The sequence below is a fragment of the Stenotrophomonas bentonitica genome (assembly GCF_013185915.1).
Classification (GTDB): domain Bacteria; phylum Pseudomonadota; class Gammaproteobacteria; order Xanthomonadales; family Xanthomonadaceae; genus Stenotrophomonas; species Stenotrophomonas bentonitica.
Genome location: NZ_JAAZUH010000001.1, coordinates 1,714,478 through 1,740,626 on the forward strand (window position 1 = coordinate 1,714,478; position 26,149 = coordinate 1,740,626).

Here is a 26,149-nt window from a genome sequence, read left to right on the forward strand (position 1 = left end):
CGTTACGTCAGGTCTGCGCCTGCGTCGCCTTCGGGTTCCAGCGCCTTTACCAGCACGGCGGCCTGGGTGCGGCTGTGGCATTCGAGCTTTTTGAGGATGGCGGTTACGTGCACCTTTACGGTGTTTTCGGCCAGGCCCAGTTCGTAGGCGATCTGCTTGTTGAGCAGACCGTCTGCCAGGGACAGCAGGACGCGGAACTGCTGCGGGGTGAGCTGGGCGAGGCGCGCTGCGAGCAGGGCGTCGGATTCGGAGCGCTCTGCGGCCATGGCGGGGAACCAGAGGCTGCCGTCGAGGACGGCGGCTACGGCCTGGCCGATGGTTTCTGCCGGGGCGGATTTCGGGATGAAGCCGGCGGCGCCGAACTGCTGGGCGCGGCGGATGACGCGGGGGTGGTCGTTGGAGGAGACGATGACCACCGGGATGTCCGGGTGCGAGCCTCGTACGTGGAGGAGTGAGGAGAAGCCCCGGGCGCCGGGCATGGTGAGGTCGAGGAGGACCAGTTCGATTTCGGCGTGCTGGTTCAATGCCGTTTCAAGCGCCTGCGCGCTGGCGACCTCGATGACCTGGACGGCCGGGAGGGCCTGGCGCAGGGAGTGGACCACGGCGGCGCGGAGTAGCGGGTGGTCGTCGGCCACGAGGATGGTGATTTCGCTCATGGGGGCATTGTAGGGGGCGTTTTGGGTTGGCGCTAAGGGCGGACACGCATGGCGTGTCACTACGTGGGTTTTTTGCCACCGGGGTATGAAAATGCCATCGTCGCGGCGTAGAGACACGCCATGCGTGTCCCGCGCGCAAATGAGCGCAGCAGACGCGCCCGGGGAGTCAGCGGGGCTGCGTACTGCCCTTCCAGGCATCCAGGAACTGGCGGCGTTTCAGGCCATCCAGGTAGACCAGCAACCCCGGGCCCAGCAGGATCGGGCGGTAGCTGCGCCCCGGCGTCGGGCTGCGCTGGTTGGGGAGGATCGACATGAGCCTGGCTTCACGGGATAGCACCTGCTGGCCTCGTGGAGACAGCAGATAGTCGAGGAAACGCCGCGCTTCGGTGGCGTTGTGGGCCGTGCGCGGTATGACGGCGGTGCGCAGGACCACCAGGGTGTAATCCTCCGGTTCAACGATGCCCAGTGGGGCACCTGCATCAATTCGTGCCTGCGCATACGAGCCAAGCACGTTGTACACCAGCGAGAGCTGGCCGCTGCTCACCTTGTCCAGCAACACGCCGGTGCGCTCTTCCAGCTGAACCTGGTTGTCGCCGAGCGCGCCCAGCAACGCGCCCGCCATGCTGCCGCGCTGGCCGTCCTGGGTGGCGAGCAGGTAGCCCACGCTGCTGCGCTCCACGTCGTAAGTGCCCACCTTGCCGGCCAACGGGGCATCCGGCGCACGCAGCAGTTCGAGCAGCTGGCTGCGGGTTCGGGGGACGCGGGCGGCAGGCAGGGTGCGGGTGTTGTAGACCATCGCCACCGGTTCGTAGCTGATGCCAAAGGCTTCATGCCGCCATTGCGCCCACGCGGGCAGTGCCTCGGTCTGCGGCGAACGGTGCGATAGCGCGTAGCCGTCGTTGACCAGCTTGGCCTGCAGGTCCATGCCGCTGCTGATCAGCATGTCCGGGCCGTCGGGCCGGTTCCGCTCGCGCAGGTACTGCGCGTACATGTCCTGGGTGATGACATCTTCGTAGACAACCTCCGTGCCCGGGTACAGGCGCTGGTAGTCGGCGATGACGGTGCTGAACACTTCGATGTCGGTGGAACCGTGGATGCGCAGCTCGGCGGTGGCGGTGCCGGTGGCCGGAAAGCGCTGGATGTCGCCCGGCGCGGCGAGCGCGGGCGCGGACACTGCCAGCAGTGCGAGAAGAACGGCGCGCATCATGCGTGCAACCTCGGCAGACGAATGGTGGCGACCAGCCCGCCACCGGGGCGGTTGCTCAGGTCGATGTGGCCGCCGTGGCTGTCCACTACGCGCTTGACGATGGCCAGGCCCAGCCCTGCCCCGCCCGCCGGGGCTTCTTCGCCGCGCGCGAAGCGCTCGAACACGCGCTCGGCGTCGCCCGGTGGAATGCCCGGGCCATGGTCGGCAATGGTGATGACGCAGTGCTGCGCTTCTTCGGTAAGCGCCACCTGCAGCGGGCCGCCGCCGCCGTACTTGATGGCGTTGTCGATCAGGTTCTTGATCGCTTCGCGTAGCAGCAGCGCGTCGCCCCGCACTCGGCTGGATGCCACGCCCACGGCCAGTTGCACGCGCGGGGCCGGCAGCGCCTGCGGCAGCGCTTCATGCAGGGCCTGGTGCACAGTTTCCACCATGTCCACCGGGGCGAAGCGCTGAAGGTTGGAACGGTGGATGACGCTGGCGTCGCTGAGTAGCTGGTTGAGCAGGCGGCTCATATGGGTGGCGTTGCGGTCGATGGCGACCAGGCTGCGGCGCATGTCTTCGGGGTCTTCGTCGTCGAGCGCGAGCTGCGCCTGTGCACGCAGCGCGGCCAGCGGGGTGCGCATCTGGTGGGCGGCTTCCGCCATGAAGGCGCGCAGGGTTTCATTGCTGCTTGAGAGGCGCGCCATGAAGCGGTTCAACGCGGCCACCATCTGGTCCATTTCGCGCGGTACGCGGGCGTCCAAGGGGCTCAGATCGGACGGCTCGCGTCGCGACAGTTCGCGTTCCACCTTCACCAGTGGGCGGAATGCACGATGTACGCCGAAGGCGACCAGCGCCAACGACAGCAGCGAGAGCACGACAATGGCAATCAACGCGCGGTTGACGATCTCCTGCGCCACCGCTTCACGCGCAAGTCGTGTCTGGCCGACCTGCACCCGCACTTCGGCCTGTGCCGAGGGCGAGGAAACCCGCCGCGAGACCACCACGAACCGAATCGTTTCCCCGCTGTACTGCGCATCGAACAACTGCGGTTCGTCGGTAGGCGTACGCGGCGGTGTCGGCAGGTCCGGGTAGCCGGTAACGGTGCGACCCTGCGCGTCGTAGACGCGGTAAAACACGCGATCGTCCGGCGCCATCGCCAGCAGGTCGAGCGAGGCATACGGCAAATCTACCTGCCACTGGGCATCCACCAACGCCACTGAGTCGATGATGGACATGGCAGACGACACCAGCAGATGGTCGTAGGAACGGTTGGCGGCACGCTGACCGTAGTCGCGCGCGGCGAACAGCAGCGCCACCGCGAACACCGCCAGCAGCACGCCCAGGTACAGGGTGAGGGTGCGCCGCAGCGAGCTGGGCGCGCGGGCTTCAGCCTTGGGCATCGGGCGTGCCGTCGATGGCTTCAAGCAGGTAACCGCTGCCGCGTACGGTGACGATGCGCAGCGGTGCGTCGGCCAGCTTCTTTCGCAGGCGACCGACGTAAAGCTCGATGGCATTTGGGCCGGCTTCGTCGTCGAAACCGAACAGGCCGTTGCCAATCTCGTCCTTGCCGACCACATGGCCCAGCCGGCCCATCAGGATTTCCAGCAGGCGGTACTCGCGGTTGGGCAGCTCAATGGGCTGCCCATCCAGGCTCACCCGGTGCGAGGCGTTGTCGAACTGGAAGCCGCCAATCTGAACCACTTCACTGGCCTGCCCGCGCGTGCGCCGCAGCAGTACGCGGCAGCGCGCTTCGAATTCGCGGAAGTCGAATGGCTTTCCAAGGTAATCATCCGCACCTACATCCAGCGCCTGCACGCGATCTTCAATTCCGTCGCGCGCGGTGAGCATCAGCACCGGCGTGGCGTCGCCGCGCTCACGCATGCCGGCCAGCACGCGCAGGCCATCCAGCTTGGGCAGGCCGATATCCAGCACCACCAGGTCGAAGCTCTGGTAGCCCAGCACGCTGGCGGCGGCCAGGCCGTCGCTCTGCCAGTCCACCGCGTGGCCGCTGCGGCGCATGCGGCGAACGATGGCGTCGGCCAGGTCCGGGTTGTCTTCTACCAGCAGGATGCGCATGGGGCAGGAATGGGGAACGGTGCGGGAATCCTAGCGCGAGCGGCGTGTTTCGTGGGTCGCGCTGCGCTGCAACAGGCGCCGACAGGTGGATGACAGCTTCCCCGATCTAGGCTGCGCCATCGACAACCTGCGGGAATGCGCGGCCCTGGTGCCCTGCCCTCCCACGCCATGTACCTGGGAGGGTTCATGCACCACCAACTCCTGCGCTGCCGCGGGCTGGCCGCCTGCACCCTGCTGTTGGCCGCCGCCCCGCTCTGGGCCGCCGACGACACCGACACCGACCGCCCGGTCACCGCCACCCTCGGCGGCCGCCTGCACCTGGATTTCGCCGACTTCGACAACGATTCGCGCGGCACCCCGAACAAGAACGACACCGAGATCCGCCGCGCCTGGCTGGACGTCTCCGGCAAGTTCTTCGTGGTGGACTACAAACTGGAAGCGGACTTCTCCGGCGACCGGGTGGAAGCCAAGGACGTGTATGTCAGCCGCGATTTCAGTGGCGGCAAACTCAGCATCGGCCAGTTCAAGCAGTTCTTCTCGCTGGACGACCGCACCGGCTCCAACTACGGCAGCTTCCTGGAGCGCGGCAACGCCGGCACCACGCTGGCGCCGCTGTACCGGCTGGGTGCCTCGTGGCAGGCGGCCAAGGGCGACATGACCTGGGCCGCCAGCGCTTACAGCCTGGAAAGCATCGACGCGTGGCAGGTGAAGGGCCGTGCAGCCGGCGGCCGTGCCACCTGGGCGCCCGGCGCCACTGCGGGCGATGTGCTGCACCTGGGCCTTTCGCTGGCGCACGAGCGCTACGACACCCCCGGCGCCAACGGCGTGCCGGCCCTGCGGATCCGCCCGCGCCCGGCCGGGCACCTCTCCGACAACAGTCGCCTGACCCTGATCGACTTCTCGTCCGGCCGCGACACCGACGTGAACAAGTGGTCGCTGGAATACGCACAGGTGCGTGGTCCGCTGAGCTGGCAGGGCGAGTTCAGTGGCGCCACCTTCGATGACGGCAGCCAGCGCGGCACGGTGCTGGCCGGCTACGGCATGCTCAGCTGGTTCGTCACCGGCGAGTCGCGCGGCTACGACCGCAAGACCGGCCGCTTCGCGCGCATCAAGGACATCCGACATAAGGCCGGTGCCTTCGAGCTGGCACTGCGCTACGACCAGATGCGCGGCGAGCAGCACCTGTTCGGACAGCCGGACCTGATCGATGCGCGTACCGAGGCGTGGACGCTGGGCGGCAACTGGTACATGCGCCCGAACCTGCGCTTCATGCTGAACCTGATCGACAGCCGCAACCGCGATTACCTGGCGGCGGCCACCGTGGACCACACCCGCGCGGTCACCGGCCGCCTGCAGTTCGATTTCTAACCCCCTTTGCAAGGAAACCCGCAGATGATGCTGAGCATCCTCGGTTTTGGCATGGTCATTACGTTCATGTACTTGATCATGAGCAAACGACTGTCGCCGCTGGTCGCGCTGATCACCATTCCCATCGTGTTCGCGCTGTTGGGCGGCTTCGGTGCGGGTATCGACCAGATGATGCTCGACGGCATCAAGAAGATCGCACCGACCGGCGTGATGCTGATGTTCGCCATCCTGTACTTCGGGGTGATGATCGACGCCGGCCTGTTCGACCCGCTGGTGCGGATCATCCTGCGCCTGGTCAAGGGTGACCCGATGAAGATCGTGCTGGGCACGGCGGCGCTGGCGATGCTGATCTCGCTGGACGGCGACGGCTCCACCACCTACATGATCACCGTCTCGGCGATGCTGCCGCTGTACCAGCGCCTTGGCATGAACGCGTTGAACATGACCTGCGTGACCATCCTGGCCGGCGGTGTGATGAACCTCACCCCGTGGGGCGGCCCGACCGCTCGTGCGGCCACGGCGCTGCATGTGGACCCGGCGGACGTGTTCGTGCCGCTGATTCCGGCGATGGTGCTGGCCTGTGCGTCGGTGCTGCTGCTGGCGTGTTATCTGGGCCTGAAGGAACGCCGTCGCCTGGGCGTGGTGAAGCTGCCGACGGGTGGAAGCTGGATGGATTCCAGCGTGTCCGATGACGGCTCGCTGCCCACCGTGGAAGATGCCGAAGACACCAAGCGTCCGAAGCTGCTGTGGGTGAACCTGGCCCTGACCCTGGCGCTGATGACCGCGCTGGTGATGGGCGTGCTGCCGATGCCGGTGCTGTTCATGGTCGGCTTTGCGATCGCGCTGGTGATCAACTACCCGAACCTGGCCGAGCAGCGCCGCCGCGTGGTGAACCATGCCGGCAACGTGCTTTCGGTGGTGTCGCTGATCTTCGCCGCGGGCATCTTCACCGGCATCCTCAACAACACCGGCATGGTAGAGGCGATGTCGCGCAGCTTCCTTGCGGTCATTCCCGATGCCTGGGGCCCGTACCTGGCGGTGATCACCGCGCTGGCCTCGATGCCCTTCACCTTCTTCATGTCCAACGACGCGTTCTACTTCGGCGTGCTGCCGATCCTGTCCGAGGCGGCCGGCAACTACGGCATCACCCCGGTGGAAATGGCGCGCGCCTCGCTCGCCGGCCAGCCGGTGCATCTGCTCAGCCCGTTGGTCCCCTCTACCTATCTGCTGGTGGGGTTGGCCAAGGTGGAGTTCGCCGACCACCAGAAGTTCACCCTGAAGTGGGCGGTGATGGTCTCACTGGTGTTGATGTTCGGCAGCCTGCTGTGCGCGCTGTATCCCTTCGCGGCCTGATCCTGGAGCACTTGAAATGACTCTTCGCATTGCATACGTCACCAGCGGCATGGGCAGCGTGGGTACCGCCATCTGCCAGAAGCTGGCCCGCAACGGCCACACTGTGGTGGCGGGCTGCGCACCCGATTCACCGCGCAAGGCCGCATGGCTGCGCGAACAGCGCGAGCTGGGCTTTGATTTCATCGCCTCCGAAGGCAACGCGGCCGACTGGCAGTCCACGGTGGCGGCCTTCACCAAGGTCAAGGCCGAGGTGGGCGAGATCGACGTGCTGGTGAACAACGCCGGCGGCAGCCGCGACGTGTTGTTCCGGCAGATGAGCCAGGACGACTGGAACGCGGTGATGGGCTCGAACCTCCATGCGCTGTTCAACATCACCAAGCAGGTGATCGACGGCATGGCCTCACGCGGCTGGGGCCGGATCGTGAACATTGGTTCGGTGAGCGCGCACAAGGGCCAGATTGGGCAGGTGAACTTTGCGACCGCCAAGGCGGCGATGCATGGGTTCAGCCGGGCGCTGGCCAATGAGGTGGCTACGCGCGGGGTGACGGTGAATACCATCTCGCCCGGGTATATCGCCAGCCAGTCGATCAGCAGCTTTCCGCCGGATGTGCTTGATCGCTTGGCCGGATCGGTGCCGATCAGGCGCCTGGGCAAGCCGGAAGAAGTGGCCAGCCTGTGTGCGTGGTTGGCTTCGGATGATGCGGCGTATGTGACCGGCGCGGACTATGCGGTGAATGGTGGGTTGCATATGTTCTGAGCGGCGCCGCCCCGAACGGCAGGCCGCACCCGACCCTCGAACCGCCGGCCGCACCCGACCCTCGTAGTGCCGGCCGCTGGCCGGCTCCAGGCGGTATGTCGCACGAGACGTAGACCGCTTGGAGCCGGCCGGCGGCCGGCACTACGTCAGAATTCCGCGCCGAAGGTCAGGAATACCTGCCTTGGCGCGCTTGCGTGAATCGCGTAGCGCGTTCCATTGGGGTCGGTCGGCGCGAACGAACTCAGCTGACCTGCATATCGCTTGTTGGTCAGGTTGGTGGCATTCAGCGCCACCTTTACATCCCGCAGCCCCATCCCCGGACCGAACGAATACCCCATACCGGCGTCAAACGTGGTCACACCGGGCACCGACTGGTCATTGATATATGTGTAGTACCGCTTTCCGGTGTACTTCCCGCGCAGGCTGGCAAAGAAGCCGTCCCGGTTCCAGCTGATCTCGCTGGACACCATCTGCTGCGGCGTATCCACGGTGATCTTGCCGGCCACCGGTACCACGACACCGCCGGAGATGTAGTCATCCTCGTATGTAGTCTTGTTCCACGACACCGCGTTGTACCACTGCAGCCCTTCCACCGGCTTGAGGATGAAGGTCAGCTCGGCGCCCTGGCTCTTCACCGAACCGACGTTGATGAAGCGTGTGATGCACTCCGGCCGCGTTCCCACCTCAATGCTGGTGCACGGGTTGAGCGACAGCAGGCGGTTGTCGAACATTACGTGGTAGGCCGCGATGGAGGCTTCGTACTTATCGCCAAACGTACGGAAGCCTGCTTCCAGCGTGCGCGACTTCTCCGGCTCCAGGTCATCCACGCTGGCCGCGAACGACTCCGGCGAGACCTGCAGCGGGCCACCACTGCCGCCACCGACGAACGCGGCGATGTTCTCTGCATAGGACGCGAACACCTCATTTCGCTCGCTGAGCTTGAAGCCGATGCCTGCCTGCGGCAGCACCGACTCCTTCGCGGTGAGCGTGCCCGACGCATAGCTGGACTCGGTTCCGGGCTTTGAAACCGCCGTCATGCGGGTGTTCGGGCTCTTGATGCCTACGTCCACGGTCAGCCGGTCGTCCAGGAAACGCATGCGGTCCTGCACGTAGAACTGGCGGGTGCGGATGTCGTAGTCCTGGTCGAACAGGCGACGGTTCGGGTAGTTCAGGTAGCCGTCGTCCAGGAACGGACCCGTGATGTAGTAGAAGTTGCGCTCAACGTTGTGGTCATTCCGCCCGTACCACAGCCCTGCTTCCAGCTCATGCAGACCCCACTGCCAGCTCAGCGCAGCGGTGATGCCCTGCCGGTTGATGGTGTAGTTGGTGCTGCGGATGGAGATCGGCAGCGCCTGCGGCGTGCCCGGGTTGGACGGCTGGCCCGGCGCCCACCAGTGACCCTGGCCACGGTTCTCATGGTGGTAACCGAGCAGCTTCAGGCGAGCGGCGTCACCCAGCGCGAAGTCTGCGTCGAGCGCGTACAGGTTGTCGTCGCGCAGCGCACGACTCTGGTAGTACGCGTCGTCGATGCTGTTGACGCCGCCACTGAAGGCGCAGCGTTGCGCATCATAGGTGGCCGGTGCGCAGTAGGCGGCGGCCAGGGCGCGGTCCCAGTCCGGTGCATAGATGTTCCAGTCCCAGCCCAGGCCACGGGCCAGCATGCTCTTGGACAGGTAGGCATAGTTCGCCTGGCTGACCCGCGAGGTGGCCGCGAACGCGCCGAAGCGGTGGTCGCCCACCTGCCACACCGCCTTGGCGTTGAACTGCTTGGTGGTCTGGTTCTGGTTCGGCTCGGCCCACATATCCGCGTCTTGATGCACGCCGGAGACATAGGCCGAAAAGCCATTGAGGTCGCCGGTATCCACGCGCAGGTAGCCACGGCGCTGGTTGTCCTCGCCCACGGTGACGCTGGCGCGGCCGCCAAATTCCGTGGACGGGTCCTGCGAGAAGTACTGGATGGTGCCACCCAGGTTGCTGGTGGAGGCCACGCCCAGCGAGCCGATGCCCTGCGAGAGCTCGGCACCGGCCAGGTTCTCGGCGATCAACGCACGCGCGATGCTCAGGCCGTTGTAGTTGCCGTAGCTGTTGTCGCCCAGCGGCAGGCCGTCCAGCGTGTAGCCCAGGCGGCTCTTGTCAAAGCCGCGCAGGCTGATGGTCTGGGACTCTTCATTGGCGCCGAAGGCGTCGTTGGACTGCACCGAGACGCCGGGCAGACGGTCGAGGATCTTCTGTGCGCTGGTACCGGGCGGCAACACCTGCTTGTCGGCGGTGGTGATGCGCTGCACCTGGCGGGTCTCGCCCTGACCGATGACGGAGACGGCGTCCAGGGTGCGGGCGGTGGCAGCGGAGTCCGCGCTCAACGCTGCGTCTACGTCGGCAGCATTTGCATTGGCAGCGCACAGCGCGATCGCTACGGCGATCGTCAGGGGTCGGTTGAGCATGAGGGTCCGTTGCAAGATGGAGATGGCCTGCGTGGAGCAGGTGCATCGCCATGGTGCGAGCGGAAGATTAAGGGATTCTTACGTACGGACTCTGCTGGCCCAAAGTGCGACCTTGATCATGGAATGCTGATCCATTGGTCATGGAGGCTGGCAATGTGGCCCTGGCCTGAAAATCAATGACGTCGCTAAGCAGAGAGTGGGTCTGCTCGTGGCCAGAAGCGGACACACCCGCGACTCATCGCCGCGCGGTGCGGAAGCGAGCTACAGATGCAACGCGCGGTACGGCCGTCCGCGGCTCCTAGCCAGCCGCCCTCATCATTGCTGTTGCCGTATGAAAGCTTCCACAGCTTCCTCAACCGCCTCGGTCGGATTGCGGGGAAGAATGTTCACAGGAATCACCACTTCGCAGTCAATCGGCTCCCGACCTTCCAGAAGGAGTTCGACGACTGCGTTTCCTATCACGCGGTGAAATACCGTATAGAACGCCCGGACGTCTTGCTCGACCGGACGATGCTCGTCGTTCTGGAGGAGGCAACTGTTATCAAGCTGCGTGTGGACCTGCCCGTTCCGAAAATCCAGAACAAGGGCAAACATCATCGTCATTCGATCATTAAATAGCAGCACTCTAGCCGCGCCTTCATGGACCGCATCCACACGCATCGTCATGGCGCCGAGGCCTGGAAGCGGGTCATCTGGCCAAAGTCGCAATCCGACTCGAAGCCCTTCTAGCTCAAGCAAAGCTGAGTCGGGAGTACCGCCGGCCTTGAGCGTCGCCAATGCCTGAGGATCAATGAGCGGCTCCCATGGTTCCAGCCGATTACGCGACGCGTAGACTGACCTAGCAGTAGGTACGTTCAATTCGTGAGCGATGTAGCGCCGTGCCAGCTCCCTCATAAGGACCAAGTCTGCGGCAATGCGACGCCGATCAAAGGGGATATCGGGATCGACGATATCCCCGCCGAACGATGCATGAGCCACGGCATTGCGCCCACTGTCATACAAGTGACGACCAACATCCTCGCCCGCCGCCCGCAGCTCCGCAATGCGAGCAACTGCGCGCTCTTCAGGTAAATGGTCGAGGTTTCTCGTGAACCAATCGGCCCGCCCTCGTCCATCCTGATACTGCGACTCGATAACCTTGAAATAGCTCAGGAACGCATAGCTGTCGTGAACACCCGACAACCTTTCCCCCTCTCGCCAGAAGGCTAATGCGATCCGGACATTCTCGTCCTCGATGATTGGCATATAGTTGCAGTCGAAACTCTTACTCCCGGACTGCCCGACTGAGGAATGCGCCAGGCGAGTTCCGACGCCAAAGACTGTCGCCCGACTCCCGTGCATGATATCGACTACGTCCACGAAGCCATGGCGAAACCAGCCCAGAACCGAGGTGAAGCGATACAGCCTGGATAGACATTCGTCGCGCCGCTGCATGGCGCCCGGCATTGTGATCGCTGGCGCCAGCCGCTGTTCGCCATTATCCGTTCCACGAAGAATGAAATCGTCACCTGCGTATTGGATCCAGACGTCCTTAGCTGGCCAGGGAATGGACGACGCAACTGCTCCCGTAAACCATCCCATTTGGCTACGAAGCTTCTGATCGACAGCATCACCAAAGGCATGGGGAATATATGGCGTTCGCATTTGCGCTCAGTTGCCCTGCCGGATGTTTCTATCCTACTAGACAGGTGTCAATAGTTCCCAGTGTCTGTCGGAATTGGGTCCGAATTGGACATTACCAAGGTCGCAAAACGCGCTGCCCTGGCGGGTGCCCGCTTGTGGCCCGAAGCTGACATCCACTCTAGCGTTCACCCATGCGACTTGATGCAGACCGGCTTAGTAACGCATCCCACTCCCACTCTATCCAGATCACTCTGTCTGTGGCTGGGTCGTCTACTCCAATTCGATGGGGAAACTGGGCACAGTAAAGTGCGGAAGAAAGCGACTCCACAAGTCGCGATGCTTCCAGCCACGTGGTGGCAAGTGCACCCGACGCATGCATCACGTCGTGGGTTGAAGGATCCATCGCAAAGTCTGAGTCATCAAGGCCGATATAGCGCAGAATCACTTGGCCGTTGAGGGCGGACTCGTGCGACTCAAGAGGGATAAGGCAATCCAAGAGGTAGGGCTCAATGCCCCTGAGACCATGAGGGGCGTAGATTTCGATCTGGAAGTGACATCCGGTCATGAAGCCTCGCAGCAGTCGGGCCTAATCATCCTCACTTCCAATGTCCGCCTTTGGGTCGAAAACGGACTGTAGCACCACTGTCGCGCCGCGCCCCGGCCAAACGTCCGGTCTCGGTCATTGGGGGAACATAGCTCGGCGCTTTGGCCGGATGCTCTCGTTACGCAGCAGGCGAACCGTCGGCAGCAAAATCCGCGATCATCGCGGCGGTTTCCTCGACGCTACTGCATATGCAGGGCGATCTTGCATCGTCCCAACTGGGTACAGAAGAGACCTGAGACGCTACCTTGTAAAGGAACTCTGCACGGACGCATACGCGTCTTACCCGAGCCAGTCCAAGTATGTCGCCCGCATGATTGAAACCTACGATATTCTTCCGACCTCTATAGTCGCCGTCCCCGTCAAATAGCAGCGCGCCATCGAACTTGCCGTCGCGTGCCAAATCTACGATTGAGGTCATCCAGGAACTCCTCCTGAAGTGTGCCAATTGGTGAAACGGCAGCATATCCCCGCTTCAGGTCGGTCGCCGACATTACCATCTTCCCCGGCGGTCGGTCTCGGCACAGTGTCCGCTCTCGGCCAACAACTTGCATCGAACTTAGCGGAGTCCGAGCATCGCATGAGCACGGCCGCTCACTCCGCAGCCAGCTGGTCCATCCGGATCCTATTGGCAAACAACGAGAACGCCAGCATCCCCGCCAACCCATTGGCCCGACTCACCCAATGCGGCAGCCAGCGCGGTGGGCGCAGGATGCCCTCTTCGAACAGCGGCGCAAAATCAATTGCGTCGGTCAATGACATCTTCCCGGCGAACAACCAGCGGCAGTTCTGCAGGCGGTCTTCTGCCAGCATGTGGCGGAAGAAGGTGTGCACGGACACCAGGCCGCGCAGGTAAACGGTGTCTTTGGTGAACGCCGCGCCGCCGGTAGCGGGTACGCCGCGGAACACGCGTTGCGCCGATGCGAAGCTCTCTTCGTTGTTCTGCCCCGCATCGCAGAAGTAGCGGAACACCTGGATGAAGTCCGCCCCCTCCCGCGCCATCGCAATGGCTTCGGTACGCAAGCTGATGCGCTTGAGCCGCTCGATGTCGATGCTGCCGGTGATCTGCTCGGCGAAAGTAGCCAACCCTTCCTGGGTGGCCGTCACGCGCGGCGACGACAACGCCAGGCTGGGCAGGTGCGGCTGTTCGCGACCATTGAGCGCAGTGAGCGAATGCACCAGCGCTTCATGGTGGAACAGCTGCGCACGATCGTAGGCACTGAAGCGCGCACTGGTGCGCAGGCGGATGCGGGTGGGGCCGGCGGCGGCCTTGGAGATCAGTTCCGGGTCCAGCTGCACGCTGATGATGCGCGATTCGAAGAAGGCGTCCAGGTCGCTCTGCAGCTGAAGCTGCAAGGCCGTAGCCGAAACGGGCACCTGTTCTTCCGGAGCCAGCAGCTCGTGGTCGAGCTCCTGTGCGATCTGTATGAAATGCCGGGCCGCCTCGCGGGTGCTGGGGCCGTTACCGGGTAGCGGCTGCTCCGGCGAGCCGAACAGCTCCACCGAGTAGCGGTCCACTTCGGCGGTACCGAGGGACTCGAGCAGGCCAGCGGCCAGGTCCCAGCTGTGGGCCGAGCGCTGGATGTACAGGCCCAGCGGATGGCTGAGGTCGCACTGGGCGCTGAGCGCGGCCAGTTCGCGGCGGGTGTCGGTGAAATCGAGTTTGGGGTACTCCAGCACCGGCAGGACCGGGCGCCCGCGCGCCACGCTGGCGAGAAAAGGGGCCTGCAGCGAGGCCGGCCAGCTGGTCAGGGTCAGCAGGCGGATGCCGCCAACAGCCTCCACCAACCGGGCGTCCAGCGCGGTGTGGTGGGTCACATCCCGGTCCACGGTCATCGGCGGGCGGTGAGGAGCGATGCTCATGAGGCGGACATTAGCAGGGTCGCCCGGCGATGTCGGCCCCTCCCCTGCGTACAGCCACGCAGGGCGTGGCTCTACCGGTAGATCGTCAGCGTTTTTTGCCCGGGGGGCGCCACTGTGCGCCTTTGCTTACATGCTTGCGCTCCAGCGCTTGCTGCGCCTGGCGCACCGCCAGCTTGGCGGCGGCCGCGGCCACTTCTTCCTTCAGCTTGAAGTAGTTCAGCAGCCGCTCTTCATCCAGCTCACCCGACTCGATGGCCGCACGCACCGCGCAGCCTGGCTCGCGCTGGTGGGCGCAGTCGCGGAAGCGGCACTGTTCGGCCAGCGCTTCGACGTCGGCAAAGCCCACTTCGCCCAGCGCTTCTTCACCGGTGGGCTTGAGCTCGCGCATGCCGGGGGTGTCGATCAGGCAGGCGCCGGACGGCATCGGAATCAGCGCGCGGTGGGTGGTGGTGTGGCGGCCCTTGGAGTCATTGCCGCGCACTTCGGCGGTCTTCATCAGCTCGTAGCCGAGCAGCGTATTGGTCAGGGTCGACTTGCCGGCGCCGGAGGAACCCACCAGCACCACGGTCTGCCCGGCGCCCAGCCACGGCAGCAACGCGCTGGCGCTGGCCGGGTCGCGGCCGTTGATGGCCAGCAGCGGGATGTCCTGCGCGGCCAGCTCTTCGAGCACGGCCAGGGCGTCTTCACTGTATTCGGTCTGGTCGGCCTTGGTCAGCACCACCACCGGGCGCGCGCCACCGCCGCCGACCAGCATCAGGTAACGCTCGATCCGGCGCGGGTTGAAGTCCGAATCCAGCCCGCAGACGATGAACACGGTATCGATATTGGCCGCGATCACCTGCTGGTGGTAATGCTCGCCCGCTGCACCGCGCTTGATCGCGGTACGGCGGGGCAGCAACGCCACGATCAGGTTGCCTTCCAGCAGCACCCAGTCGCCCACCGCCGCACGCTCGTGGCTGGGGAAGCGCGGGCGCTGCCATTCGGCGGGCGATTCGGTCTTGATTGCCGCGCCGGGGGCGTCGGCCACCACGTAGCCGGTGCGGTGCTGTTCCACCACCCGGCCCGGGCGGGCCTGCGGGTGGGCGTCGAACAGGGCCTGCCAGGCCGGCAGCTCGGGGGCGCCTGCCCAGGGCCAGCCCATGGTCTGCAGGGCGTGGAAGTCGATCGGTTCGCTCATGGGCCCATTCTAGGCGAAGGGCCGCAACCGCACCGCAGCATTTCCGCTACCATGCGATTTCCATGCCCGAAACCACGGCCCAGTCATGTCCACGCCCCCGCTGAAGCCGCTTGCTACCCGCGAGCGCCTGTCCGAAGTCCGCTACGAGATCCGGGGCGAACTGGCGCGGCGAGCGCGGGAGCTGGAGGCGCAGGGGCGCAAGCTTATCAAGCTGAACATCGGCAACCCGGGCAACTTCGGGTTCCGCGCGCCGGAACACCTGCAGCGCGCCATTGCCGACGACATGGGCCGCACCGACCCCTACACCCACCAGCAGGGCCTGCCCGAGGCACGCGAGGCGATTGCCGCCGCGTATGCCCGCCGTGGCGCCCCCGACGCGCACCCGGACCGGGTGTTCATCGGCAACGGGGTGAGCGAGCTGATCGACCTGTCGCTGCGCGCCCTGCTCAACCCCGGCGACGAAGTGCTGGTGCCCTCGCCCGACTATCCGCTGTGGTCGGCGGCGACCATCCTCAACGACGGCCGCCCGGTGTATTACCGCTGCGCGCCGGAGAACAACTTCCAGCCGGACCCGGTGGAAATCGAGTCACTGGTGTCCTCGCGCACCCGCGCGATCGTGCTGATCAACCCGAACAACCCCAGCGGCGCCAGCTATCCGCGCGAGCTGCTGGAGCGCATCGTGGCGGTGGCGACCAAGCACAACCTGCTGCTGATGGTCGATGAGATCTACGACCAGATCCTGTACGACGGCGCGCAGTTCCAGCCGGTAGCCCCGCTGGCCGGCGACCACCCCTGCATCACCTTCAGCGGCCTGAGCAAGGTGCATCGCGCCTGCGGCTGGCGCGTGGGCTGGGCGATGCTGTCCGGCGCCGCCGAGCGCCTGGGCGAGTTCCGCGCGGCGATGGACCTGCTCAGCGCGCTGCGCCTGTGCGCCAACGTGCCGGGCCAGTACGCCATCGACGCGGCCGTGAACGGGCCGGACACGGTGTCTGCGCTGTGCGCCCCCGGTGGACGCCTGTATGAAACCCGGCGTGCGGTGATCGAGGCCTGCAACGCCAGCGAACACCTTTCGCTGGTGGCCCCGGCCGGCGCGCTGTATGCGTTCCCGGCGGTGGTGGGCGATGCAGCGCGTAGTTTCGACGACCATGATTTCGCGCTGGACCTGATGAACCAGGAAGGCGTGCTGGTGGTACCCGGCTCGAGCTTCAATGTGCCCTACCGCCACCACTTCCGCGTGACCCTGCTGCCGGAGGCCGAAGTGATGCGCGATGTATTCGCGCGCATCGACCGGGCGCTGGCGCGCCGCGCCGAGGCCAATACCAAGGTGGTCCCGCTCAAGCCGCGCAGTGCGGTGGCCTGAGGTGGCGGTGTCCTATCTGGCGCTGGGCGACTCGTACACCATCGGTGAAGGCGTGGCCCCGGCCGGGCGCTGGCCGGTGCAGCTGGCGACGGCGCTGCAGGAAGACGGCCACGTGGTGGCCGAACCGCAGATCATCGCCACCACCGGCTGGACCACCGACGAGCTGGATGCCGGCATCGATGCCGCCGCGCCGCAGGGCCCGTTCGGTTTCGTCAGCCTGCTGATCGGGGTCAACGACCAGTACCGTGGGCGCAGCGTGGACGACTACCGCCCGCGCTTCACCGCGCTGTTGCAGCGCGCGATCGCGTTCGCCGACAACCGCCCGAAGCGCGTACTGGTGCTGTCGATTCCCGACTGGGGCGTGACCCCGTTCGCACGCGAGAAGGGCCGCGACCCGGCGCAGATCGCACGCGAGCTGGACGCCTACAATGCCGCCGCGAAGGCGATCTGCGCCGACCATGGCGTGGCCTTCGCGGACATCACGCCCGTCAGCCGCGAACGCGGCGCCGAACCGGCGATGCTGGTCGAAGACGGCCTGCATCCGTCCGCCACGATGTACACCGAATGGACGCGCCTGGCCCTGCCGGTGGCGCGCACCCTCCTGGACGACGAGGCAGCACGCTGAGCCCGAACGCCCCCGGCCCCCGCCATTCCGCGCTGGGCATTGCGGGACTGGTGGCGAGCCTGGTCGCGTTGGTGCTGTTCGCGGTCACCGCGCACGTTGCCCACCTGCCCAGCCATGCCGCCATGCAGGAAACCCCGGTGGCCGTGCTGGTGCTGCTGTTTGTCGGTCTGGGGGTCACCACCGTGGCCCTGCTGCTGGGTATCGGCAGCGCGCTGCAGCACCAACGGCGTCGCGTGACCGGGGTGCTGGCGCTGGGGCTGGCGTTCACGCTGCTGCTGGCGCACGCCTCGCTGGCCAGCTGGATGCACCAGCAATGGCAACAGGCGCATCCCGACGTGGCGTCGGACGAGGGTTGAGGCAGGCCGCCCCGTGGCGGTCGGCAGTGCGATGCAACGTTTCCGGTACGGTCACGTGCCCCGGGGCGAGGGCGCGTAGAATACCGGGTTCGAAACTCCGGACCCCGACCGCCATGTCCCTTGATCCCGCCCTGCGCTCGCGCATCGAATCCATCCTCACCGCCAACCGCGTCGTGCTGTTCATGAAGGGCCAGCCGACCATGCCGCAGTGCGGGTTCTCGGCCAAGGCCGTGGGCGCGCTGCAGGACCTGGGCGTGGAGTTCGCCCACGTCAACGTGCTGGCCGACGCCGAGATCCGCGAAGGCATCAAGGCCTATGGCGACTGGCCGACCATCCCGCAGCTGTACATCGAAGGCGAACTGGTCGGCGGCAGCGACATCATCCTGCAGATGGCCAGCAGCGGTGAGCTGAGCAGCGTGCTCGGCCTGGCCGCGCCTGACCGCACCCCGCCGCGCATCACCGTGACCCCGGCTGCGGTGGAAATGCTGCGCGGCGCGCTGGCCGACGCCCCGGGCGCCGCCCTGCAGCTGGGCGTCGACGCGCAGTTCCAGCCGAACTTCCAGCTGGCCCCGCACGACGACAACGCGATTGCCGCCGAATCCAACGGCCTGCGCGTGCAGTTCGACCTGGCCAGCGCGCGCCGCGCCGAAGGCATCACCATCGACTGGGTGGACGACATCCGCGGCAAGGGCCTGGCGATCGACAACCCGAACGCGCCGAAGACCGTGCAGGAGCTGTCGGTGCGCGACGCCGACGACCAGCGCCGCGCCGGCAGCGTGACCATCGTGGATGTGCGCCCGGCCGACGAGCGCGCCATCGCCGCCATCGACGGTGCGTTCGAAACCTTCGACGGCGACAACCGCGCCCGCCTGGAAGCCCTGCCCAAGGACACCCCGCTGGCCTTCCTGTGCCACCACGGTGGCCGCAGTGCGCAGGCCGCCGAGCAGTTCCGTGCGCTGGGCTTCAGCAAGGTGTTCAACATCACCGGCGGCATCGACGCCTGGTCGGATGCGGTGGATAACAGCGTGCCCAAGTACTGATCGCACGCGAAAAAACGCCGGCAGTGCCGGCGTTTTTTTTGGGCGATCCGCCGCAGCGTAGCGACACGCCATGCGTGTCAACGCACCAATGAATCACCCGGCAAACCCACCCTCGGCCAGGAAATCCAACTCCTCTGCCGTAGGCATCCGCCCCAGCACCGCATTGCGATGCGGGAACCGCCCGAAGCGCCGGATGATGTCGCGGTGCAGTTCGGCGTATTGCAGGTACTCCTTGTCGCCCAGCACATCGAACATCGCCACCGACCGCTCCTGGTCCTGCGGGTCTTCGGAATGCTCGAACGGCAGGTAGATGAAGGCGCGCAGCTTCGGCACCAGCTCCAGGTCCAGCCCCTCTTCCACCGCGCGCATGGCGTAGTGGCGGGCCAGCCCGTCGGTGGCGTAGGAATGGGCGGTGTCGCGGAAGCAGTTGCGCGGGAACTGGTCGAGCAGGATCATCAGCGCCAGCGCGCCCTCGGACGTGGCCAGCCAATGCTCGCGCGCACGCTTTGCCGCCGCGTAATGTTCCTCCAGGAACATCTCGCGGAAACGCGCATCGAACGCGTCATCGCGCGCGAACCATTTCTCCGGTCCCGCGTCGCGCCAGAACTCCACGATGTGTGCCGCCACGTCCATTCACTGCCCCTGCGGGCGGCGCGCCATCCCGGCGCCCACCCCTGCCAATGCCATCACTCGTCAAAGCGCAGGTGTCGGACCGACTTGCCGTTGCGCCGTATAAGCTTAAGCGCCTCGATACCGATCTGGATATGGTTTTCGACGAACTGCGAGCTGACCTTGGCGTCGGACGCCTCGGTCTTGACCCCGTCCGGGATCATCGGCTGGTCCGAGACCAGCAGCAGCGCCCCGATCGGGATGTGGTTGGCGAAACCTGCCGCGAACAGGGTAGCCGTTTCCATGTCGATGGCCATGCAGCGCATCAGCCGCAGCCGCTCCTTGAACGCCTCGTCGTGCTCCCAGACCCGCCGGTTGGTGGTGTAGACGGTGCCGGTCCAGTAGTCGTGGCCGAGGTCGCGGATGGTGGTGGACACCGCCCGCTGCAGCGCGAAGGCGGGCAGCGCCGGCACTTCCGGCGGCAGGTAGTCGCTGGAGGTGCCCTCGCCACGGATCGCGGCGATCGGCAGGATCAGGTCGCCCAGCTGGTTCTTGCGCTTGAGCCCGCCGCACTTGCCCAGGAACAGCACCGCCTTGGGCATCACCGCCGAGAGCAGGTCCATCACGATGGCCGCGTTGGGGCTGCCCATGCCGAAGTTGATGAGCGTGATGCCGTCGTGGGTCACGCTGGCCATCGGCCGGTCCAGGCCCTGCACCGGCGCGCCGGTGAGGTGGGAAAACACGTGCAGGTAGCCACCGAAGTTGGTCAGCAGCACGTGCGGGCCGAACTGGTCCAAGGGCACGCCGGTGTAGCGCGGCAGCCAGTTTTCGACGATTTCCTGTTTGTTCTTCATTGCCCGGTTCCGTTTCGCCTCTGCTTTCGTGCGCCAATTGTCATGGGCTTGAACGAATAAGCAAGCCGGAAACGGTCGCACCGTGCGCTTGGTCACTTGGCAACGCCGCGCCCAGCCGCTAGCGTCGCGGAAAGATCTTTCACGCCGCATCGGGGACAACATGCGTACACGATTGACCGTCGGGCTGGGCCTGGCGCTGTTTGCACTGGCCGCGCCCTCGGCGCCGGCCGCATCACGCTTCACCCAGGACCCCTACCCGAGCACCTACGCGCCGATTCCCTCGGCCCCGGTGCTGATCCGCAATGCCACCGTGCTGACCGGCACCGGGCAGCGCCTGGAGCGTACCGACCTGCTGCTGCGCGACGGCCGCGTGGCGGCAGTGGGCACCGCGCTGGAGGCCCCGGCCGGTGCGGTGCAGGTGGACGCCAGCGGCAAATGGATCACCCCCGGCATCATCGACGTGCACTCGCACCTGGGCGTATACCCCAGCCCCAGCGTGGGCGCGCATGCCGACGGCAATGAAATGACCGCACCGGTCACCGCCAACGTGTGGGCCGAACATTCGGTCTGGCCGCAGGACCCCGGCTTTGCCGCGGCGCTGGCCGGCGGGGTGACCTCGCTGCAGATCCTGCCCGGCTCGGCCAACCTGGTCGGCGGGCGCGGAGTGACGCTGAAGAACGTGCCGGCAACCACCTACCAGGCGATGAAGTTCCCCGGCGCACCGTGGGGCATGAAGATGGCCTGCGGCGAGAACCCCAAGCGGGTGTACGGCAGCGGCAAGGGCGTGGCACCGCAGACCCGCATGGGCAGCGTGGCCGGGTACCGCGCGGCCTTCATCGATGCCAGCGAGTACCTGGCCAAGAATTCGCCGAAGACGGTCAAGAAGAAGCGCTGGTTCAGCGGCAGCGACAAGGGCGACAGCGCCGGCGACAGTGGCGGCAAGCGCGACCTCAAGCTGGACACGCTGGCGGGGGTGATCGACGGCGACATCCGCGTGCACATCCACTGCTACCGCGCCGACGAAATGGCCACCATGCTCGACCTGGCCAAGGAATTCGGCTTCAAGGTCGCCGCGTTCCACCACGCCACCGAGGCCTACAAACTGTCCGACCGGCTGGCCGCCGAAGGCGTGTGCGGTGCGCTGTGGGCCGACTGGTGGGGCTTCAAGATGGAAGCCTTCGATGGCATCCAGGACAACATCGCACTGGTCGACCGACCGGCCAACAGCTGTGCGATCGTGCATTCCGATTCGCCCGAAGGCATCCAGCGCCTCAACCAGGAAGCGGCCAAGGTGATCGCCAATGCACGCCGTGCCGGTATGCCGATCACGCCGGAGCATGCCATCGCCTGGCTGACCCTCAACCCCGCCAAGTCGATGGGCATCGAACAGCAGACCGGCAGCCTGGAGGTGGGCAAGATGGGCGACGTGGTGATCTGGAACGGCAGCCCCTTCAGTTCCTACGCACTGGCCGAAAAGGTCTATATCGACGGCCACCAGGTGTATGACCGCCAGGACGCACGCCGGCAGCCGCTGTCGGACTTCATGCTCGGCCAGGAGGGACGCCCATGACCGCGCGCGCGAAGGCTTCACTGCTGGCGCTGGCGCTGCTGGCGGCGGCACCGGCCAGCTGGGCGCAGGACCTGCTGGTGCGCAATGCCACGGTGCATACCGCCACGGCGCGCGGCAGCCTGGAGCACAGCGACGTGCTGGTCCAGGGCGGGGTGATCCGCGCGGTCGGCACCGGCCTGGCCGCGCCGGCCGGGGTGACCGTGGTGGAGGCCAACGGCCGCCCGCTGACCCCGGCGCTGTTCGGCGGCATCACCGACATCGGTATCGAAGAGGTGTCGGGTGAGTCGACCACGGTGGACAGCACGCTGAAACTGGAAGACCAGCCGCTGCGCCCGGAATTCGACGTGACCCTGGCCCCTACAACCCGGCCTCGGTACTGATTCCGGTGGCGCGGCTGGATGGCATCGGCTTTACCGCGCTGGGCGCGAACAGCGGCGGCGGCTTCGTCGCCGGCCAGGGCGGGGTGATGCGCCTGGACGGTAGTGCCGACCCGATCGGTCCGCTGGCGCTGTACCTGCGGCTGGGCTCGGCGGCTGCCGAGCTGACCGGCAACTCCCGCGCCGCGCAGTGGATGCTGCTGGAGCAGATGGTGAGTGAAGCGCGCGGCCGGGTCCCGGTCGATTCGCCGCATGCCCTGCTCACGCCGGCCGGGCGCGCCACGCTGGCGCGCTACCTGGCCGGCCAGGGGCGGCTGGTGGTCGAAGTGGACCGCGCCGCCGACATCCGCCAGCTGCTGCGCTGGGCCGCGCGCGAAAAGATGAAGATCGCCATCGCCGGCGGCGCTGAAGCCTGGCGGTTGGCGCCGCAGCTGGCCCAAGCCGGGGTACCGGTGTTCGTCGACGCGCTGGGCAACCTGCCGGCCAGCTTCGACCAGCTCGGCGCCACGCTGGAAAACGCCGCACGCCTGCGCTCCGCCGGCGTGCCGGTCAGCTTCACCCAGCGCGACGACCCCTCGCACAACGCCCGCAAGATGCGCCAGCTGGCCGGCAACGCGGTGGCCAACGGGCTGCCGTGGCAGGACGGCCTGGCCGGGCTGACCCGGGTGCCGGCACAGGCGCTGGGGGTGGGCGACAGGGTGGGCAGCATCGAGCCGGGCAAGCTGGCCGACCTTGTGCTGTGGGAAGGCGACCCGCTGGACGTGGGCCACTATGCCGAGCAGGTCTGGCTGGGTGGCCGGGCCATGCCGATGCGCTCGCGCCAGACCGAGCTGCGCGACCGCTATGCGGCGCCGGCCGGCAGCGAGCCGCGGGCGTACTCACGGTAAGGTGGGATGGCGATGCCGGCGGCAACCGGCATCGCCGAAGCTGACCCGCGCGGTCAGGTAAGCGGACGCGTTTTGAGATAGCTTTCACATTTTCGAACGGACACCCTGCCTGGAGGGGGCAAACAGGATGCGCATCGGAATCGTGGTCGACTCTGCCTGTGATCTACCGCAGGACTTCATCCAGCAACACAACATCGTGGTGCTGCCCATTACCGTCCGGATTGGCGAGGCCGTACTGGCCGACCACCGCGACGAGCAGGCGACCCTGAGCTTCCTGCACGCCCATGTCGCCGAGAACGGCGCCGAGGCCGAGACCATTCCCTTCAGCGTCGCGCAGATCCGCGACCTGTTCCTGGGCAAGCTGGTGATCGATTACGACCATGTGTTCTGCATGACGATCACCAAGACCCGCAGTCCGATCTATGACAACGCGATGCAGGCCAGCTTCGCGATCCTCAACGACTACAAGCCGGTGCGCCAGGCGGCAGGCTACAACTCGCCGTTCGCGCTGCGCGTGCTGGACACCCAGAACCTGTTCGCCGCCCAGGGCATCACCGCGGTGGAAGCGGTGCGCCTGCGCGACAGCGGTGCCGGCGTGCAGCAGATCCGCGAGCGGCTGGAGCAGCTGTCGCAGAACGTGCACGGCTACATGGTCACCCGCGACCTGTACTACCTGCGCGCGCGTGCCCGCCACAAGGGCGACCGCAGCGTGGGCCTGATCAGCGCCGCGCTGGGCAGCGCGCTGGACATCAAGCCGGTGCTGCATGGCTTCCGTGGCGAAACCGGGCCGGTGGCCAAGATCAAGGGCTTCGACAACGCGGTGCAGAAGCTGTTCGAGTTCGTCGGCCAGCGGGTCCGCGCCGGGCTGCTCTCGCCCACGGTGTGCGTCAGCTATGGCGGCGAACTGGCCGACCTGCAGACGCTGCCGGGTTACGCCGGCCTGCGCGAAACCTGCAAGGCGCACGGGGTGGACCTGTACGAGTCGGTGATGAGCCTGACCGGCATGGTCAACGTGGGCAAGGGCGCGGTGACGGTCGGGTTTGCCGACGAGCCGCATACGTTCAGCGCCTGAGTCCTGCGGCTGGACCTCCCTGCGGAGGTCCAGCCAGCCGCCGGTTTCCTGCACGCCGATTGCACCCGGCTTCTGCGACTCTTTCCCGCATTCAACGGAGGCCACCATGTCGCAGTACTACATCAGCCTGCCGGACCCATCCAAGGCCCGCGGCAACGATACCGATCTTTCCTTCCATTCCCAGAGCGCCGCCGGCTTCGCAGAGGAGCTCCAGGACGCCCTGCGCAGCACCGCGCTGTTCGAGCGCTGGCGTGCGAAGCAGCCCGACCCGGACGCGGTTGAATCGCAGTGGGGGGCGACCGACCCGGCCGCCACCGTGACCGGCGAGCAGAAAGACCTGCGCATCAACCTGGTCGTCACCACGACGATCAACAGCGACGTGTTCAAGGAGCGCCTGCGCCTGCTCGCCGGCCATCATTGGGAACTGCGCGACGTGCGTTGAGGTGTCACCGCCTGACGGTCAGCCGGCCGTCAGGCATTTCACGAAACCTGCGCAGCACGCTCCGGCATGGTGATGACGAACCCATCCCGGATCACCCGATGACGCTGCGACTGCCTGCTTCCGTTTCCCTGCTTGCCCTGGCCCTCGCTGCCGCTTCGCCGGTGATGGCACAGGCCCCTGCCGCACTTCCCGCGCCCATTGCAGAGACCGCCACGCTCGCTACCGGCCCACGTTCGGACCTGCACGCGCAGGTGCTGCTGGATCGCGCGCAGTTCTCGCCGGGGCAGATCGATGGCCTGCTGGGCTCGAACCAGAAGCGTGCGGTGGCGGGATTCCAGGCCGCGAAAGGGCTGAAGGTCACCGGTGAGCTGGACGATGCCACCTGGCAGGCGTTGCAGCCCGACGCTGCAGGGCCGCTCGCGACCTACACGCTGACTGCGGAAGACGTGGCCGGACCGTTCCAGCCCGTACCGAAGAAGCCGGCCGACCAGGCGAAGATGAAAGCCCTGGGCTATGCCTCGGTGGCCGAGTCTTTGGGCGAGCGGTTCCATGCCGATCCGAAGCTGCTTCAGACGCTCAACCCGGGCGTGGACCTGGGCAAGGCCGGCAGCCAGATTCAGGTGCCGAACATCGCCCCGACGGCGCTGCCCAAGGCGGCCAAGCTGGTGATCGACAAGTCTGATTCGACCCTGCGCCTGTACGACGCCGCGGGCAAGGTGTACGCACAGGTGCCGGTGTCCTCGGGCAGCCAGCACGATCCGCTGCCGATCGGCGAGTGGAAGATCCTGGGCATCTCGCGCGATCCGCCGTTCCACTACAACCCGAAGCTGTTCTGGGATGCGAAGAAGGGCGATAAGAAGGCGACCATTCCGCCGGGTCCGAACAATCCCGTGGGCCCGGTGTGGATTGATATCTCCAAGCCGCATTACGGCCTGCACGGCACGCCGGAGCCGGGCCACGTGGGCAAAACCGAATCGCACGGCTGCGTGCGCATGACCAACTGGGACGCCCTTCGGGTGGCCGACGCGGTGGACGCGTCGGTGCCCGTCATCATGCAGGAGTAAACGACGATGCTGACGCGACTGCTGGCGCTGGGCGTGGTGATCGGAGTGGCCGGCTGGTGGTTGCTGGCTTCGGACAGCGGCGCGGATGTGCGGCTGCCTTCCGAGGTCGCAGGCAGCCGGGCAGAGCCCGGCGCTACCTCGGGGGTGCCCCAACCGGTAGAGCCGGGCCCTGCCCGGCTGCCCGTAACGCCGGACCCCCACCCGGTAGAGCCGGGCCCTGCCCGGCTGGCGGGAACGCCTGACGCGCCGAAAAGCAGCCAGGCAGGGCCTGGCTCTACCGGGGCCGGTGCCACCGCAGCCACCAGCGCCGTCGCAGCGCCGTCGGCGCTGCTGCTTCCCGTGGAGGGCATCACCGCCGCGCAGCTGCAGGACACCTTCACCGACGCGCGTAGCGAAGGCCGGGTGCATGACGCTATCGATATCCTCGCCGCCGAGGGCACCCCGGTGCTGGCGGTGGCCGACGGCACGGTCGAGAAACTGTTCGACAGCGAGCGCGGCGGCCTGACCGTCTACCAGTTCGAGCCCGGCGGCAAGTACTGCTACTACTACGCCCATCTACAGCGCTACGCCGACGGGCTGGCCGAGAAGAAAACCATCAAGCGTGGCGAGGTGATCGGCTACGTCGGCCACACCGGCAACGCCAGCCCCGACGCCCCCCACCTGCACTTCGAGATCCACCGGCTGGGCCCGGAAAAGCAGTGGTGGAAGGGCGAGTCGCTCAACCCCTACCCGGTCCTGCGCGGCACCCAGGCCCTGCCCTGAACCCGCGCCCCCGGGGCCTGGCTGAAC

23 protein-coding genes and 1 pseudogene are annotated in these 26,149 nt (G+C 66.4%); 13 read left to right on the forward strand and 11 right to left on the reverse strand.

Annotated elements, in window-relative coordinates:
• Positions 1-2 precede the first annotated feature (2 nt).
• The 4 genes from HGB51_RS07560 to HGB51_RS07575 form a co-directional block, all read right to left on the reverse strand.
• Positions 3-656, reverse strand: a complete 654-nt coding sequence (locus HGB51_RS07560) for a LuxR C-terminal-related transcriptional regulator (RefSeq protein WP_070209586.1) — start codon at positions 654-656, stop codon at positions 3-5.
• Positions 657-822: 166 nt separating this feature from the next.
• Positions 823-1,863, reverse strand: coding sequence for an ABC transporter substrate-binding protein (locus tag HGB51_RS07565; RefSeq protein ID WP_070209684.1), 1,041 nt, complete (start codon positions 1,861-1,863; stop codon positions 823-825).
• On the reverse strand, positions 1,860-3,245 hold the full coding sequence (locus HGB51_RS07570) for a sensor histidine kinase (protein ID WP_070209683.1): 1,386 nt from the start codon (positions 3,243-3,245) through the stop codon (positions 1,860-1,862). The genes HGB51_RS07565 and HGB51_RS07570 overlap by 4 nt, the downstream gene beginning before the upstream one ends.
• Positions 3,232-3,921: a response regulator transcription factor gene (locus HGB51_RS07575; protein WP_171966773.1), complete on the reverse strand. Its 690-nt coding sequence runs from the start codon at positions 3,919-3,921 to the stop codon at positions 3,232-3,234. The genes HGB51_RS07570 and HGB51_RS07575 overlap by 14 nt, the downstream gene beginning before the upstream one ends.
• Before the next feature lie 186 nt (positions 3,922-4,107).
• On the opposite strand from HGB51_RS07575, the gene HGB51_RS07580 reads away from it, so the two are divergent.
• Genes HGB51_RS07580 through phbB form a run of 3 tightly spaced genes read left to right on the forward strand, consistent with a single transcriptional unit; the run spans position 4,108 to position 7,399 of the window.
• A complete protein-coding gene (locus tag HGB51_RS07580) occupies positions 4,108-5,289 on the forward strand; it encodes an OprO/OprP family phosphate-selective porin (RefSeq protein WP_070209656.1) in 1,182 nt (393 codons plus the stop codon).
• 27 nt (positions 5,290-5,316) lie between these two features.
• On the forward strand, positions 5,317-6,642 hold the full coding sequence (locus HGB51_RS07585; RefSeq protein WP_070209655.1) for a CitMHS family transporter: 1,326 nt from the start codon (positions 5,317-5,319) through the stop codon (positions 6,640-6,642).
• Between the two features lie 16 nt (positions 6,643-6,658).
• Positions 6,659-7,399, forward strand: coding sequence for an acetoacetyl-CoA reductase (phbB, locus tag HGB51_RS07590; RefSeq protein ID WP_070209654.1), 741 nt, complete (start codon positions 6,659-6,661; stop codon positions 7,397-7,399).
• Positions 7,400-7,545: 146 nt separating this feature from the next.
• On the opposite strand, the gene HGB51_RS07595 is transcribed toward phbB, so the two are convergent.
• From HGB51_RS07595 to rsgA, 5 genes are all read right to left on the reverse strand, one after another.
• Positions 7,546-9,840: a TonB-dependent receptor gene (locus HGB51_RS07595; RefSeq protein ID WP_070209687.1), complete on the reverse strand. Its 2,295-nt coding sequence runs from the start codon at positions 9,838-9,840 to the stop codon at positions 7,546-7,548.
• A 315-nt stretch (positions 9,841-10,155) separates the two neighbouring features.
• A complete protein-coding gene (gene mauJ / locus HGB51_RS07600; protein ID WP_141739202.1) occupies positions 10,156-11,484 on the reverse strand; it encodes a methylamine utilization protein MauJ in 1,329 nt (442 codons plus the stop codon).
• Between the two features lie 701 nt (positions 11,485-12,185).
• The gene (locus HGB51_RS07605) at positions 12,186-12,485 is read right to left on the reverse strand and encodes a hypothetical protein (RefSeq protein ID WP_141739203.1); all 300 of its coding nucleotides are present in this window, start codon (positions 12,483-12,485) and stop codon (positions 12,186-12,188) included.
• A gap of 173 nt (positions 12,486-12,658) precedes the next feature.
• Positions 12,659-13,927: a flavohemoglobin expression-modulating QEGLA motif protein gene (locus tag HGB51_RS07610; RefSeq protein ID WP_425505363.1), complete on the reverse strand. Its 1,269-nt coding sequence runs from the start codon at positions 13,925-13,927 to the stop codon at positions 12,659-12,661.
• 85 nt (positions 13,928-14,012) lie between these two features.
• The gene (rsgA, locus tag HGB51_RS07615) at positions 14,013-15,104 is read right to left on the reverse strand and encodes a ribosome small subunit-dependent GTPase A (RefSeq protein ID WP_070208895.1); all 1,092 of its coding nucleotides are present in this window, start codon (positions 15,102-15,104) and stop codon (positions 14,013-14,015) included.
• Positions 15,105-15,189: 85 nt separating this feature from the next.
• On the opposite strand from rsgA, the gene HGB51_RS07620 reads away from it, so the two are divergent.
• From HGB51_RS07620 to grxD, 4 genes are all read left to right on the forward strand, one after another.
• Positions 15,190-16,464: a pyridoxal phosphate-dependent aminotransferase gene (locus HGB51_RS07620; protein ID WP_070208896.1), complete on the forward strand. Its 1,275-nt coding sequence runs from the start codon at positions 15,190-15,192 to the stop codon at positions 16,462-16,464.
• Position 16,465: 1 nt separating this feature from the next.
• Positions 16,466-17,089 (forward strand): SGNH/GDSL hydrolase family protein, encoded by a 624-nt coding sequence (locus HGB51_RS07625; protein WP_070208897.1) that lies wholly within the window; start codon positions 16,466-16,468, stop codon positions 17,087-17,089.
• 50 nt (positions 17,090-17,139) lie between these two features.
• The gene (locus tag HGB51_RS07630; protein WP_070208898.1) at positions 17,140-17,445 is read left to right on the forward strand and encodes a hypothetical protein; all 306 of its coding nucleotides are present in this window, start codon (positions 17,140-17,142) and stop codon (positions 17,443-17,445) included.
• A gap of 113 nt (positions 17,446-17,558) precedes the next feature.
• Positions 17,559-18,485: a Grx4 family monothiol glutaredoxin gene (gene grxD, locus HGB51_RS07635; RefSeq protein WP_070208899.1), complete on the forward strand. Its 927-nt coding sequence runs from the start codon at positions 17,559-17,561 to the stop codon at positions 18,483-18,485.
• 93 nt (positions 18,486-18,578) lie between these two features.
• Here the strand turns inward: grxD and HGB51_RS07640 are convergent, their stop codons facing one another.
• Together HGB51_RS07640 and HGB51_RS07645 are read right to left on the reverse strand one after the other, a co-directional pair.
• Positions 18,579-19,118, reverse strand: a complete 540-nt coding sequence (locus HGB51_RS07640; RefSeq protein WP_070208900.1) for a DUF924 family protein — start codon at positions 19,116-19,118, stop codon at positions 18,579-18,581.
• Between the two features lie 53 nt (positions 19,119-19,171).
• On the reverse strand, positions 19,172-19,948 hold the full coding sequence (locus tag HGB51_RS07645) for an AMP nucleosidase (RefSeq protein ID WP_070208901.1): 777 nt from the start codon (positions 19,946-19,948) through the stop codon (positions 19,172-19,174).
• Between the two features lie 160 nt (positions 19,949-20,108).
• Between HGB51_RS07645 and HGB51_RS07650 the strand changes: the two genes are divergently transcribed.
• The 6 genes and pseudogenes from HGB51_RS07650 to HGB51_RS07675 all read left to right on the forward strand — a co-directional run bounded on the left by HGB51_RS07650 (position 20,109) and on the right by HGB51_RS07675 (position 26,122).
• Positions 20,109-21,518, forward strand: coding sequence for an amidohydrolase (locus tag HGB51_RS07650; RefSeq protein WP_070208902.1), 1,410 nt, complete (start codon positions 20,109-20,111; stop codon positions 21,516-21,518).
• Positions 21,515-22,782, forward strand: a pseudogene (locus tag HGB51_RS07655) (amidohydrolase family protein). Before HGB51_RS07650 ends, HGB51_RS07655 begins: the two are co-directional and overlap by 4 nt.
• A gap of 127 nt (positions 22,783-22,909) precedes the next feature.
• Entirely contained in the window at positions 22,910-23,854 is a 945-nt protein-coding gene (locus HGB51_RS07660; protein WP_070208903.1) for a DegV family protein, read from the forward strand.
• 106 nt (positions 23,855-23,960) lie between these two features.
• On the forward strand, positions 23,961-24,296 hold the full coding sequence (locus HGB51_RS07665) for a hypothetical protein (RefSeq protein WP_070208904.1): 336 nt from the start codon (positions 23,961-23,963) through the stop codon (positions 24,294-24,296).
• A 98-nt stretch (positions 24,297-24,394) separates the two neighbouring features.
• Positions 24,395-25,360: a L,D-transpeptidase family protein gene (locus tag HGB51_RS07670; protein ID WP_070208905.1), complete on the forward strand. Its 966-nt coding sequence runs from the start codon at positions 24,395-24,397 to the stop codon at positions 25,358-25,360.
• Between the two features lie 6 nt (positions 25,361-25,366).
• The gene (locus HGB51_RS07675) at positions 25,367-26,122 is read left to right on the forward strand and encodes a M23 family metallopeptidase (RefSeq protein ID WP_070208906.1); all 756 of its coding nucleotides are present in this window, start codon (positions 25,367-25,369) and stop codon (positions 26,120-26,122) included.
• The last annotated feature ends 27 nt before the right edge of the window (positions 26,123-26,149 follow it).

Coding starts and splice junctions, on each gene's coding strand:
- HGB51_RS07565 (WP_070209684.1), bottom strand. CDS start 1,863: ATGATGCGCGCCGTTCTTCTCGCACTGCTGGCAGTGTCCGCGCCCGCG.
- HGB51_RS07575 (WP_171966773.1), bottom strand. CDS start 3,921: ATGCGCATCCTGCTGGTAGAAGACAACCCGGACCTGGCCGACGCCATC.
- HGB51_RS07605 (WP_141739203.1), bottom strand. CDS start 12,485: ATGACCTCAATCGTAGATTTGGCACGCGACGGCAAGTTCGATGGCGCG.
- HGB51_RS07670 (WP_070208905.1), top strand. CDS start 24,395: ATGACGCTGCGACTGCCTGCTTCCGTTTCCCTGCTTGCCCTGGCCCTC.
- HGB51_RS07585 (WP_070209655.1), top strand. CDS start 5,317: ATGCTGAGCATCCTCGGTTTTGGCATGGTCATTACGTTCATGTACTTG.
- mauJ (WP_141739202.1), bottom strand. CDS start 11,484: ATGCGAACGCCATATATTCCCCATGCCTTTGGTGATGCTGTCGATCAG.
- HGB51_RS07640 (WP_070208900.1), bottom strand. CDS start 19,118: ATGGACGTGGCGGCACACATCGTGGAGTTCTGGCGCGACGCGGGACCG.
- HGB51_RS07660 (WP_070208903.1), top strand. CDS start 22,910: ATGCGCATCGGAATCGTGGTCGACTCTGCCTGTGATCTACCGCAGGAC.
- HGB51_RS07620 (WP_070208896.1), top strand. CDS start 15,190: ATGTCCACGCCCCCGCTGAAGCCGCTTGCTACCCGCGAGCGCCTGTCC.
- HGB51_RS07645 (WP_070208901.1), bottom strand. CDS start 19,948: ATGAAGAACAAACAGGAAATCGTCGAAAACTGGCTGCCGCGCTACACC.
- phbB (WP_070209654.1), top strand. CDS start 6,659: ATGACTCTTCGCATTGCATACGTCACCAGCGGCATGGGCAGCGTGGGT.
- HGB51_RS07595 (WP_070209687.1), bottom strand. CDS start 9,840: ATGCTCAACCGACCCCTGACGATCGCCGTAGCGATCGCGCTGTGCGCT.
- rsgA (WP_070208895.1), bottom strand. CDS start 15,104: ATGAGCGAACCGATCGACTTCCACGCCCTGCAGACCATGGGCTGGCCC.
- grxD (WP_070208899.1), top strand. CDS start 17,559: ATGTCCCTTGATCCCGCCCTGCGCTCGCGCATCGAATCCATCCTCACC.
- HGB51_RS07580 (WP_070209656.1), top strand. CDS start 4,108: ATGCACCACCAACTCCTGCGCTGCCGCGGGCTGGCCGCCTGCACCCTG.
- HGB51_RS07650 (WP_070208902.1), top strand. CDS start 20,109: ATGCGTACACGATTGACCGTCGGGCTGGGCCTGGCGCTGTTTGCACTG.
- HGB51_RS07570 (WP_070209683.1), bottom strand. CDS start 3,245: ATGCCCAAGGCTGAAGCCCGCGCGCCCAGCTCGCTGCGGCGCACCCTC.
- HGB51_RS07665 (WP_070208904.1), top strand. CDS start 23,961: ATGTCGCAGTACTACATCAGCCTGCCGGACCCATCCAAGGCCCGCGGC.
- HGB51_RS07675 (WP_070208906.1), top strand. CDS start 25,367: ATGCTGACGCGACTGCTGGCGCTGGGCGTGGTGATCGGAGTGGCCGGC.
- HGB51_RS07560 (WP_070209586.1), bottom strand. CDS start 656: ATGAGCGAAATCACCATCCTCGTGGCCGACGACCACCCGCTACTCCGC.
- HGB51_RS07610 (WP_425505363.1), bottom strand. CDS start 13,927: ATGAGCATCGCTCCTCACCGCCCGCCGATGACCGTGGACCGGGATGTG.